Origin of the sequence: Streptomyces sp. NPDC093085, from assembly GCF_040683935.1 — a bacterium.
GTDB lineage: Bacteria > Actinomycetota > Actinomycetes > Streptomycetales > Streptomycetaceae > Streptomyces.
Window position 1 is genome coordinate 43,279 of record NZ_JBFBFB010000007.1, and the last position, 11,389, is coordinate 54,667.

Sequence of the window (11,389 nt, forward strand, 5' to 3'; positions counted from 1 at the left end):
GTCACCGGGCGAATCCGAAGTGCTCGGAGCCCTCGGTCCGCGCCCTCAGCCGCTTGCCCTTCTCGGCGGCCTGGTCGTTGAGCTCCTGCTGGAACTCCCGCATCCGGGTCAGCAGCTCCGGGTCGTACGCAGCGAGGATCCGGGCGGCGAGCAGCCCCGCGTTGCGCGCGCCGCCGACCGAGACCGTGGCGACCGGGACGCCGGCCGGCATCTGGACGATGGAGAGCAGCGAGTCCATGCCGTCGAGGTACTTCAGCGGTACGGGGACGCCGATCACCGGCAGCGGGGTGACCGCGGCCAGCATCCCCGGCAGGTGGGCCGCGCCGCCCGCGCCCGCGATGATCGCCTTGAGTCCGCGGTCCGCCGCGTCCTCGCCGTACGCGATCATCTCGCGCGGCATCCGGTGGGCCGAGACGACATCCACCTCGTAGGGGATCCCGAACTCGTGGAGGGCCTTGGCCGCCGCCTCCATGACGGGCCAGTCCGAGTCCGAGCCCATGACGACTCCGACAAGAGGGGGTGTCATTCTGTGATCGTTCCTCTGAGGTATCCGGCTGCGTGACGGGCGCGCTCCAGCACGTCGTCCAGGTCGTCGCCGTAGGTGTTGACATGCCCCACCTTGCGGCCGGGTTTCACGTCCTTGCCGTACATGTGGATCTTGAGCTGCGGGTCCCGGGCCATGCAGTGCAGATACGCCGTGTACATGTCCGGGAAGTCGCCGCCCAGGACGTTGCACATGACCGTCCAGGGCGCGCGCGGACGCGGGTCGCCCAGCGGCAGGTCCAGGACCGCCCGCACATGGTTGGCGAACTGCGAGGTGACCGCGCCGTCCTGGGTCCAGTGCCCGGAGTTGTGGGGGCGCATCGCCAGCTCGTTGACGAGGATGCCGGGTGTGCCGTCGGCTCCCCGGATCTCGAAGAGCTCGACCGCGAGATGGCCCACCACGCCCAGCTCGGCGGCTATCCGCAGGGCGAGGCGCTGGGCCTCGCCCGAGAGCTCCTCGGAGATGCCGGGCGCGGGCGCGATGACGGTGTCGCAGACCCCGTCGACCTGCCGGGACTCGACCACCGGGTAGGCGACGGCCTGGCCGTGCGGCGAGCGCACCACATTGGCGGCCAGCTCACGTACGAAGTCGACCTTCTCCTCGGCGAGGACGGGGACCCCGGCGCGGAACGGCTCCGCGCACTCCTCCTCGTTCCGTACGAGCCAGACGCCCTTGCCGTCGTATCCCCCGCGCACCGTCTTCAGGATGACGGGGAAGCCGTCCCCCTCGGCGGCGAAGGCGGCGGCGTCGGCGGGGTCGGCCACGATCCGGTGGCGCGGGCAGGGCGCGCCGAGCTGGGAGAGGCGGGCGCGCATGACGCCCTTGTCATGGGCGTGCAGCAGCGCCTCGGGGCCCGGCCGGACGGGGATGCCGTCGGCCTCCAGGGCGCGCAGATGCCCGACCGGGACATGCTCGTGGTCGAACGTGATCACGTCGCAGCCGCGCGCGAAGTCACGCAGCGTGTCGAGATCGCGATAGTCGCCCACGACGACCTCGCTCACCACCTGGGCCGCGGAATCCTGGGCGGTGTCACTGAGCAGCTTGAACCTGAGGCCGAGGGGGATGCCCGCCTCGTGGGTCATGCGGGCGAGCTGACCGCCCCCGACCATGCCGACTACCGGAAATGTCACGTACCCAGCCTAGCCGCCGCCCGGCCGGGCCCCCTCACTTGTCCACAGGCGCCCTCCCCGGCCGGATGCGCGGGCCCACGGGCCTGTGGACAGCCGGGCGGGCCCGGAGGCCGCTGGTTAGCATGGTCCGACGCGAGGCCGGTCCCACACCGGCCGGCCATACACCGGACGGGGCTGAGCAGGCAGATGAGCGAAGAGGGCGCGCTGCGCGTGCGACTGGGGCGGCTCGTGCGCGAGGCCGCCAAGTTCGGCGCGGTGGGCGGTGTGGGGCTCCTGGTCAACCTGCTGGTCTTCAACCTCGTGCGGCATGTGACGGAGCTGCCGGTGGTCCGGGCCAGCATCCTGGCCACGGTGGTGGCGATCGCCTGCAACTACGTGGGGTTCCGCTACTTCACGTACCGGGACCGGGACAAGACCCGCCGCACCCGCGAGCTGACGCTCTTCCTGCTGTTCAGCGTGGTCGGCCTGGTCATCGAGAACGGGGTGCTGTACACGGCGACGTACGGCTTCGGCTGGGACTCCCCGTTGCAGAGCAACGTGTTCAAGTTCCTCGGGATCGCGATAGCCACGCTCTTCCGCTTCTGGTCGTACCGGAGTTGGGTCTTCCGGGCGCTGCCCGCGCCGGCCGACGGCGCGGAGCGGTCGGACTCGGAGCCCGCCGGGATCCGTTGAGACACCGCCGAAGGCGGGCCGGGCGGTCCGCCGGGGCAGCGGTCAGCGGACCGGGCGGTCCGGTTCCGGGGGCTCCCGGTGCGCCTGGCTCACGGCGGCCTCCCGGCTGAGGAAGAGCGCGAAGACCGGCGGCTGCTGCTGGAGCAGCTCCAGCCGCCCGCCGTCGGCCTCCGCGAGATCGCGGGCGACGGCGAGGCCGATCCCGGTGGAGTTGCGGCCGCTGATGGTCCGCTCGAAGATCCGCGCCCCGAGGTCCGCCGGTACGCCGGGCCCCTCGTCGGTCACCTCGATCACCGCCTGGTTCCCGGTGACCCGGGTGCGCAGGGCGACCGTACCGCCGCCGTGCATCAGCGAGTTCTCGATCAGCGCGGCGAGCACCTGGGCGACCGCGCCGGGGGTGGCGACCGCCCGCATGCCGTGGCGTCCCGAGCAGACGATGGCGCGTCCGGCGCTCCGGTAGGCGGGCCGCCACTCCGCGATCTGCTGCTTGACGACCTCGTCCAGGTCGAAGGCGACGGCGGAGCCGGTACGGGGGTCGCGGGCGTTGGTCAGCAGCCGCTCGACGACATCGGTGAGCCGTTCCACCTGCGCGAGCGCGATGGTGGCCTCCTCCTTGACCGTGTCCAGGTCGTCGGTGGCGGTGATCTCCTCCAGCCGCATGGAGAGCGCGGTCAGGGGGGTGCGGAGCTGGTGCGAGGCGTCGGCGGCGAGCCGGCGCTCGGCGGTGAGCATCCGCGCGATCCGCTCGGCGCTGGCGTCCAGGACATCGGCGACCCGGTCCAGCTCCGGCACCGCGTACCGCCGGTGGCGGGGGCGCGGGTCACCGGAGCCGAGGCGCTCGGCGGTCTCCGCGAGGTCGGTGAGCGGCGAGGCGAGCCGGTTGGCCTGGCGTACGGCGAGCAGGACGGCGGCGACGACGGCGAGCAGTGCCACCGCGCCGATGATCAGCAGGGTGCGGCCGACCTCGCGGGTGACCGAGGAGCGCGCCTCCTCGACGGTGACGGTCTCGCCCTCCTCGCCGTCGGCGGTGGCGCGGATGACGCTGCCGGTGGGGCGCTCGCCGATCTCGACGGGCGCGCGGCCGGGGATCTCGATCCGCGCGTACCGCCGCTCGGCGATCTGCTCGGAGAGGACCTTCGCGGTGACGCGGTCCCCGCCGAGCAGCCTGCTGTCGACGATGGAGACCAGCCGCAGCGCCTCGGAGTCCACGCTCTCCTGGGCGCTGTTGCTGATGGTGCGGGTCTCGACGATGACGAGGGATACGCCGAAGACGGCGATGACGACGAGCACCACGGCGAGCGTGGAGCTGATCAGACGGCGGCGCACGGTGCTCTCCCGGCTCCCGGCTCGCGGGCGGTGGTCAGCTCTTCTCGAAGCGGAAGCCGACGCCCCGTACGGTCGCGATGTAGCGGGGGTTCGCCGCGTCGTCGCCGAGCTTCTTGCGGAGCCAGGAGATGTGCATGTCGAGCGTCTTGGTCGAGGACCACCAGGTGGTGTCCCAGACCTCGCGCATGAGCTGATCGCGGGTGACGACCCGGCCGGCGTCCCGGACCAGGACCCGCAGCAGGTCGAACTCCTTCGCCGTGAGCTGTAGTTCCTCATCGCCCATCCACGCCCGGTGCGACTCCACATCGATCCGTACGCCGTGGGTGGCCGGCGCGGGTACGGGGTCGGCGGCGCCGCGCCGGAGCAGCGCCCGGACCCGGGCGAGCAGTTCGGCGAGGCGGAACGGCTTGGTGACGTAGTCGTCGGCGCCCGCGTCCAGGCCGACCACGGTGTCCACCTCGTCGGCGCGGGCGGTGAGCACCAGGATCGGGACGGCATGGCCCTCGGCCCGGAGTCTGCGGGCGACTTCGAGGCCGTCCATCCCGGGCAGGCCCAGGTCGAGGACGACGAGGTCGACGCCGCCCTGGAGTCCGGCGTCCAGCGCGGTCGGACCGTCCTCCCGGACCTCGACCTCGTATCCCTCCCGGCGCAGGGCGCGGGCCAGCGGCTCCGAAATGGAAGCGTCGTCCTCGGCGAGCAGTACACGGGTCATGGGGTGATGGTAGACCGCGAAGGGCGGCAGCCGGGAAGTCCCGGGCGGCGTCCGGGGGCGCGCGGCGGACCGTACGGCGGAGCGGGGAGCGGCGACGGCTCGATCCCGGGCGCACCGGGCCCGTATCGCCGTATCGCACCTGCGGTCCCACGGGCGAACAGATGATCAACCTTCAAAAATGAGATCACGGACGCCCCGCACCTGTGATCCAGATCTCACCGCCGCACATATCACCTTCTGCCATGCCGTATGGTGAAAGAACACTTCCAGCACCACTCGCACCATGAGAACCAGTTCAAGGACCTTTGGCCTGTTGAGTGCCAAAGGTCCTTTTCCTGTGTGACCCCCCACGAAGGATCGATCCATGGCGTCCAGCCTGATGAAGGACTCACCGGAATCACCCGGCGCACCCGCCCCGGGCGTTCCGGAGAAGACCTTCTTCGGCCACCCCCGCGGACTGGCCACCCTCTTCCTGACCGAGATGTGGGAGCGCTTCAGCTTCTACGGCATGAGGGCCCTGCTCACCATCTACCTGATCTCCGGCGGACCCGACGCCTCGAAGGGGCTCCAGGGCGGCGGCCTCGCGATGGACCTGGCCACCACGACGGCCGTCTACTCCATCTATCTCTCGATGGTCTATCTGCTGGCACTCCCCGGCGGCTGGCTCGGGGACCGGCTCTGGGGGCCGCGCAGGACGGTGACGATCGCGGCCTGCACCATCATGGCGGGCCATCTGACCCTCGCCCTGCCCGGTACGGGGACGTTCTTCGCCGGCCTGGCGCTGGTGGCGCTCGGCTCGGGGCTGCTCAAGGCCAACATCTCCACGATGGTCGGCCATCTCTACGAAGGCCCGAACGACCCCCGGCGCGACGGCGGCTTCACCGTCTTCTACATGGGCATCAACATGGGCGCCTTCTTCGCGCCGCTGGTCATCGGCACCGTGGGCGAGCGGTACAGCTGGCACCTGGGCTTCGCGCTGGCCGCCGTCGGCATGGGGATCGGCCTGGCGACCTTCCTGTTCGGTACGAGGCACCTCAGCCCGCGCAGCAGCGTCGTCCCGACCCCGCTCAGCCGCCAGGAGCGCGCCCTGTGGCTGCGCAAGGGGCTGACCTGGCTGCTGATCGCCGCCGCCTGCTACGCCGTCGTCGTCCTCACCGGTCACTTCACCCTCAACTGGGCGATGGTCCCGCTGACCCTCGCGGGGCTGGTGATCCCGGCCGCCGTACTGATCCGGATCAAGCGGGACAAGGAGCTGACGGCGGTCGAGCAGAGCAGGATGTCCGGGTACATCTGGTTCTTCGTGGCCGCCGCGGTCTTCTGGATGATCTACGACCAGGGCGGCTCGACCGTGCAGGCGTTCGGGACGACGAAGGCGGCCAACTCGCTCTTCGGGCTCACCTTCCCCTCCTCCTGGTACCAGTCGCTGAACCCGGTCTTCATCATGGCGCTGGCGCCGGTCGCCGCCTGGTTCTGGCTCTGGCTCAACCGCCGGGGCCAGGAGCCGAGCACGGTCGCGAAGTTCGCCGCGGGGCTGTTCTTCATCGGCGTCTCGTTCTTCTTCTTCCTGCTGCCGCTGATGTCGGCGGAGAGCGGAACCCTGGTCTCCCCGATGTGGCTGGTGGGGATCTATCTGCTCCAGACCGTGGGCGAGCTGTGTCTGTCGCCGGTGGGTCTCTCGGTGACGACGAAGATGGCGCCCGCGAAGTACGCCAGCCAGATGATGGGCGTCTGGTTCCTGGCGGTGACGGCGGGCGACTCGGTGACGGGGCTGCTGTCGATCGGCGGGGTGAATCTGAGCCGTACGGGCGTGGTCGCCCTGGAGGCGCTGCTCGCGACGGCGGCCGGGGTGGCCGTCTTCCTCTACCGCAGGTCGGTCAGGGCGCTGATGCACGACGTGCACTGAGAGCACGGCGCGGGGGCCCTCGCGCACCGGCGCACCCGCGCGCGTCGCACGAGCACGGCGGGGGGGCCGGCGCGTCAGGCGGGGGCGCGGGGCCCGGCACGTCAGACGGGGGCCGACGCGTCAGGCGGGGGCCGGCGCGTCAGGCGGCGGCGCGGGGGCCCGGCCACGTTCAGGCGGCGGCGGAGGTCTCCGCCCGCGTCAGGCGGGGGCGGAGACCTCCGCCCAGACGGTCTTGCCCGCGGTCCCCGGGGCCCTGGTGACGCCCCAGTCCGCGCAGAGCCGCTGCACGATGAACATGCCGTGCCCGCCGGGGCGCCCCGCGCGGTGCGGGGAGCGGGGCGCGGGCTGGCCCGTACCGAGGTCGCTGACCTCCAGCCGGAGCACTTTCGCGCCGCAGACGACCCGCAGCCCCTCGGGGCCGCCGGCGTGCAGACAGGCGTTGGTGACCAGCTCGGAGACGACCAGCAGCACATCCTCCGCCGCCGCGCGGCGGTCCGCGGTCGCGGCGGGGAGCCAGCCCCAGTCGTGGAGCGCCTGGCGGGTGAAGTCGCGCGCGAGCGGGACGACACCGCTCGCACCGGCCAGCACGAGCGTCCGCACCCGTGCCTCGGACGCCACGGGGGGAGGCCCCGGCCGGTCCGACTCGGGGCCGAGGTCGCCCGGCGGCGGCTGCCGGGTGGTGCTCATCAGCGCTTCACCTCACCGATTCACCAATGCGTATGTCCATCAATAGGACGTCGAAGACTTCAAGGATGACAAGCACTACAAGAACTACAGCGGCTCAAAACTTGGTCACTACTTCAGTACTGCGTCACTTCGGCACTGCGCATTTCACTTCGTACGTCACTTCGTATGTCACTGCTGTCACCGTGTATGTCGCTCCAGGCTCCCGCAGGGGCCTGTCCGGGGTCTTCTGCCCCTCCGAATCGTGACAACACCCACTTCACCGATCGGACGTCGTGACACATGCAACACAGAGGCCCCCGACGGGGCGGCGAAGCGGAAACAACGCGACGGAAACGATCAGGGCGGGAGCGGCCCGCTCACTCGGCGAGAGCGTCGGCGAGCGAGGCATGAACGGTGAACACCGCGTCCGCGCCGGTGATCTCGAAGACCCGCGCGACGACCGGCCGCATCCCCGCCAGATGGACGCCGCCCCCCGCGGCCTCCGCTTTCAGCCGGGCGCCGAGGAGGACGTTGAGCCCGGTGGAGTCGCAGAATTCGAGGTGCGAACAGTCGATCACCAGGCGCACCCGGCCCCGGTCGACGGCGTCGTCCAAGGGCTCGCGCAGCAGCTCGGCCGTATGGTGATCGAGCTCACCGGCGACCGTCACTACCTCGCTCCGGCCCTCGGCCCGCACGCCGACCTGAAGCCGGCCCCGGTTCGTGCTGCCGACCGTCTGGCGGTCCATGCCCGTCCCTCTTCGCCGCGATGGTGTCGACCATGCCGACAGTGACCCGTCTCGTCATCTCTCGCCGTCATCACCTGCCGATGACGGCTGTCCGACGCCCGTCGAACATTACGCCTTTCACACGTCGGGCGGTACCCAAACTCCCCCACAATACGGACATATAGCGCAATTAACACTTGCAACTGTCCGTGTCAAGCGGGTAGGGCTAGTAGGGACACATCCGACCGCGACCGGCTTTGGAGGCGCCGCAAACCGTAGCAACACGTATCGGCTTCGGCAGCCATATGCCGAGAACGTATGGAGGAGACCATGTCACCCCGGCTCGACGAACCGCGTACCCAGCACGCGCCGTCGGCAACTCCGTCCGCAGCTCTTGAGACCGACGTCACTCCGTCCGACACTCTGTCCGACGTCCTGCCCGAGATCCCGCCCTTCGACGAAGTGGACGCGGTGGACGCGCGGGCCCTGTCGAAGACCCTCTTCGCCCGCCTGGACGCGCTGGAAGAGGGCACCCATGACTACGCGTACGTCCGTAACACCTTGGTGGAACTGAACCTCGCCCTGGTGAAGTTCGCGGCCTCCCGGTTCCGCTCCCGCAGCGAGCCGATGGAGGACATCGTCCAGGTGGGCACGATCGGCCTGATCAAGGCGATCGACCGGTTCGAGCTGAGCCGGGGCGTCGAGTTCCCCACCTTCGCGATGCCGACGATCATCGGCGAGATCAAGCGCTTCTTCCGCGACACGTCGTGGTCGGTGCGCGTCCCGCGCAGGCTCCAGGAGCTCCGCCTCGACCTCGCCAAGGCGGGCGACGAACTGGCCCAGCGCCTCGACCGCGCGCCCACCGTCGGCGAGCTGGCGGCACATCTGGACCTCACGAAGGAGGAGGTCGTCGAGGGCATGACGGCGAGCAACGCGTACACCGCGAGCTCGCTGGACGCGCAGCCCGAGGACGACGACTCCGAGGGCGCGCTCGCGGACCGGATCGGGTACGAGGACCACGGGCTCGAAGGCATCGAGTACGTCGAGTCGCTGAAACCGCTGATCGCGCGGCTGCCGTCGCGCGACCGGACGATTCTCTCGCTGCGCTTCGTCGCCAACATGACGCAGTCGGAGATCGGGGAGGAGCTGGGCATCTCGCAGATGCATGTGTCGCGGCTGCTGACCCGGACGCTGGTCAAACTCAGAAAGGGCCTGACCCTGGAGGAGTGAGCGGAGCGTATCCGTTACGGAGGCGGGAGCGGGACGGGAGCGGGACGGGGAAGTCCGTTCGTCCCCTGGGCAGTTCGCGCCCTGGGCAGTTCGGGCTCTGGGCAGTTGGCGTCGCGATCAGTAGGGTCGTGTGATGACCAGTGACGACGCGGCTCCGTCCCGCTCCCTCCGCAGAATCGGCGTGATGTTCGACCGGGACCGGCGTCCGGAGGAGCTGAGCGCGTACGCCACCGAGGTGGAGGCGCTCGGGGCGGACGACCTGTGGGTCGTGGAGGATCTGGCCTGGGCCGGCGGGGTCTCCTCGGCGGCGCTCGCGCTGGCCGCCACCGAACGGCTGCGGGTCGGTATCGGCATCATGCCCGCGCCGCTGCGCAACCCCGCGCTGCTCGCCATGGAGATCGCCACGCTGGCACGGGTGTTCCCGGGCCGGGTCGTCGCGGGCATCGGGCACGGCGCCCCGCCGTGGATGGCCCAGGTCGGCGCCGCCTCCCCGGTCAAGCTGGCGCTCCTGGAGGAGACGATCACGGCGGTACGGGGCCTGCTGGCCGGCGAGACCGTGACGGTGGCCGGCCGGGCGGTGCGGATCGACGGCGTACGTCTGGTACATCCTCCTGAGGTGGCTCCGCCGCTGGTGGCCGGGGTCGTACGGCCGCGTTCGCTGGAGCTGTCGGGGCGGGTGGCGGACGGCACGGTGATGGCCGAGGGCCAGGGTCCCGGCGTACTGAAGACCGCGCTCGGCACGATCGGACGGGGCCGCGCGTCGGCCGCCGTATCCCGGCCGCACGAGCTCATCTCCTTCACGCACCTGCATGTGGACGACCGGCCGGAGCGGGTCGCCGAGGCGGTGGCGCCGGTGATCGCGGAGTACACCGAGTGGCTGGGCATCCCGCCGGAGGAGGTCTTCCTGGCGGCGGGCGACGCGGCGACGACGGCGCGGCGGATCGAGAGCCTGTGGGACGCGGGCGCCGCCACGGTGGTCCTCCGCCCGGTGGGCGACGAACCGTTGTCCCAGGTCCGCGCGGCGCTGGCCCACCTCGCCCGCTGACCGGGCGCCGGAAAACCGTTGGACACGGTCGAGCCGGAAGGTCACCGTGGCCGCCATGGATATGGGACAGGACACGGAGCAGGGGCAGGAACACGAACACGGCCAGAGCCAGGTGCAGGGCCAGGGACAGGGGCACGAGCAGGGATACGAGCGGGCTGAGGTCTGGGGTGCGGAGATCGCCCGGCGCTACGACACCCCCGGTACGGGCATGTTCGCGCCCGAGGTCCTGACCCCCACCGTGGACCGGCTGGCCGCGCTCGCGGACGGCGGGGCGGCGCTCGAATTCGCCGTCGGGACCGGCCGGGTGGCGGTGCCGCTGGCGGCGCGGGGGGTGCCCGTCACCGGCATCGAGCTGTCGCCGCCGATGATCGAGCAGCTCCGTACCAAGGCCGACGAGGCGACCCTCCCCGTGATCCTCGGGGACATGGCGACCGCCACCGCGCCCGGCACGTACTCACTGGTCTATCTCGTCTTCAACACCATCTCCAACCTGCTCACCCAGGCCGAGCAGGTCGCGTGCTTCCGCAACGCCGCCCGCCATCTCACCCCGGGCGGCCGGTTCGTGATCGAACTCTGGGTGCCCGAACTGCGCAAACTTCCTCCGGGCCAGGCGGGCACCATCTTCACCTCCGAGCCGGGGTACATCGGGCTGGACACGTACGACGTACTGCGCCAGCGGGTCGTGTCGCACCACTTCAACTTCGGCGAGGGCACCGAGGCGGAGCTGACCCGCAGCCCGCACCGCTACATCTGGCCGGCCGAACTCGACCTGATGGCCCAACTGGCCGGCTTCGAGCTGGAGTCCCGGCACGCGGACTGGACCGGCACCGAACTCACCGCCGACGACCGGTCCCATGTCTCCGTCTACCGCCTCCCGCCGCGCGCCTAGGGGGCGGGGTGGAACTTCAGCGGCTCGGTGCCGGGCATGCCGACGCGCTGCTCGCCTTCGAGCGCGAGAACCGCGCCTATTTCGCGGCCTCCATCCCCGACCGGGGGGACGCGTACTTCGAGCGGTTCGGGGAGCTGCACCGGGCGCTGCTCGCCGAGCAGGAGGCCGGGGAGTGCCACTTCCATGTGCTGGCCGGCGCGGACGGGGCGGTGTGGGGGCGGTTCAATCTGGTCGATGTGGCGGACGGCGCGGCCGAGCTGGGGTTCCGGGTGGCCGCGTGGGCGGCCGGGCGCGGGGTGGCGCGGGACGGGGTACGGCGGGTGTGCGAGGTGGCCGTCGCGGAGTACGGGCTCTCCTCGCTGCGGGCCAGGGCCGCGGTGGACAACGTCGGTTCGCGGATGGTGCTGGTACGGAGCGGGTTCCGGCAGGTCGGTGAGGTGGAGCTGAACGGGCGTCCCGGGCTCCGGTTCACGCGGGCTCTCGCGGAGTGAGCGGATGGGGTGACCGGGTGGGGGGACCGGATGGGGTGACCGGATGGGGTGACCAG

General features: G+C 71.1%; 12 protein-coding genes. 6 read left to right on the forward strand and 6 right to left on the reverse strand.

All coding sequences use genetic code 11. From position 1 onward, the window contains the following. Window position 1: 1 nt before the first annotated feature. Both purE and AB0O07_RS20860 read right to left on the reverse strand, forming a co-directional pair. Complete coding sequence (gene purE, locus AB0O07_RS20855) at window positions 2–526, reverse strand: 5-(carboxyamino)imidazole ribonucleotide mutase (protein WP_365635385.1); 525 nt, start codon at window positions 524–526, stop codon at window positions 2–4. Next, window positions 523–1,674, reverse strand: coding sequence for a 5-(carboxyamino)imidazole ribonucleotide synthase (locus AB0O07_RS20860; protein WP_365635387.1), 1,152 nt, complete (start codon window positions 1,672–1,674; stop codon window positions 523–525). Before AB0O07_RS20860 ends, purE begins: the two co-directional genes overlap by 4 nt. Window positions 1,675–1,860: 186 nt before the next feature. On the opposite strand from AB0O07_RS20860, the gene AB0O07_RS20865 reads away from it, so the two are divergent. After that, window positions 1,861–2,346 (forward strand): GtrA family protein, encoded by a 486-nt coding sequence (locus tag AB0O07_RS20865; protein WP_365635389.1) that lies wholly within the window; start codon window positions 1,861–1,863, stop codon window positions 2,344–2,346. 42 nt (window positions 2,347–2,388) lie between these two features. On the opposite strand, the gene AB0O07_RS20870 is transcribed toward AB0O07_RS20865, so the two are convergent. Both AB0O07_RS20870 and AB0O07_RS20875 read right to left on the reverse strand, forming a co-directional pair. Next, window positions 2,389–3,672, reverse strand: coding sequence for an ATP-binding protein (locus AB0O07_RS20870; RefSeq protein WP_365635391.1), 1,284 nt, complete (start codon window positions 3,670–3,672; stop codon window positions 2,389–2,391). Window positions 3,673–3,706: 34 nt separating this feature from the next. Further along, window positions 3,707–4,384, reverse strand: a complete 678-nt coding sequence (locus tag AB0O07_RS20875) for a response regulator transcription factor (protein WP_046504321.1) — start codon at window positions 4,382–4,384, stop codon at window positions 3,707–3,709. A 364-nt stretch (window positions 4,385–4,748) separates the two neighbouring features. Here AB0O07_RS20875 and AB0O07_RS20880 point away from each other — a divergent pair, with 364 nt between their 5' ends. Next, window positions 4,749–6,287 (forward strand): oligopeptide:H+ symporter, encoded by a 1,539-nt coding sequence (locus AB0O07_RS20880; RefSeq protein WP_365635393.1) that lies wholly within the window; start codon window positions 4,749–4,751, stop codon window positions 6,285–6,287. A 198-nt stretch (window positions 6,288–6,485) separates the two neighbouring features. On the opposite strand, the gene AB0O07_RS20885 is transcribed toward AB0O07_RS20880, so the two are convergent. Both AB0O07_RS20885 and AB0O07_RS20890 read right to left on the reverse strand, forming a co-directional pair. After that, a complete protein-coding gene (locus tag AB0O07_RS20885; RefSeq protein ID WP_365635395.1) occupies window positions 6,486–6,974 on the reverse strand; it encodes an ATP-binding protein in 489 nt (162 codons plus the stop codon). A 356-nt stretch (window positions 6,975–7,330) separates the two neighbouring features. Beyond that, window positions 7,331–7,699 (reverse strand): STAS domain-containing protein, encoded by a 369-nt coding sequence (locus AB0O07_RS20890; protein WP_365635397.1) that lies wholly within the window; start codon window positions 7,697–7,699, stop codon window positions 7,331–7,333. A 297-nt stretch (window positions 7,700–7,996) separates the two neighbouring features. Between AB0O07_RS20890 and AB0O07_RS20895 the strand changes: the two genes are divergently transcribed. The 4 genes from AB0O07_RS20895 to AB0O07_RS20910 all read left to right on the forward strand — a co-directional run bounded on the left by AB0O07_RS20895 (window position 7,997) and on the right by AB0O07_RS20910 (window position 11,333). Then, window positions 7,997–8,908 (forward strand): RNA polymerase sigma factor SigF, encoded by a 912-nt coding sequence (locus tag AB0O07_RS20895; protein ID WP_365635399.1) that lies wholly within the window; start codon window positions 7,997–7,999, stop codon window positions 8,906–8,908. Window positions 8,909–9,041: 133 nt separating this feature from the next. Then, on the forward strand, window positions 9,042–9,953 hold the full coding sequence (locus tag AB0O07_RS20900; protein ID WP_365635400.1) for an LLM class flavin-dependent oxidoreductase: 912 nt from the start codon (window positions 9,042–9,044) through the stop codon (window positions 9,951–9,953). A gap of 55 nt (window positions 9,954–10,008) precedes the next feature. Beyond that, the gene (locus AB0O07_RS20905; RefSeq protein ID WP_365635402.1) at window positions 10,009–10,842 is read left to right on the forward strand and encodes a class I SAM-dependent methyltransferase; all 834 of its coding nucleotides are present in this window, start codon (window positions 10,009–10,011) and stop codon (window positions 10,840–10,842) included. Window positions 10,843–10,850: 8 nt separating this feature from the next. Next, window positions 10,851–11,333, forward strand: coding sequence for a GNAT family N-acetyltransferase (locus tag AB0O07_RS20910; RefSeq protein WP_365635404.1), 483 nt, complete (start codon window positions 10,851–10,853; stop codon window positions 11,331–11,333). Window positions 11,334–11,389: the final 56 nt, after the last annotated feature.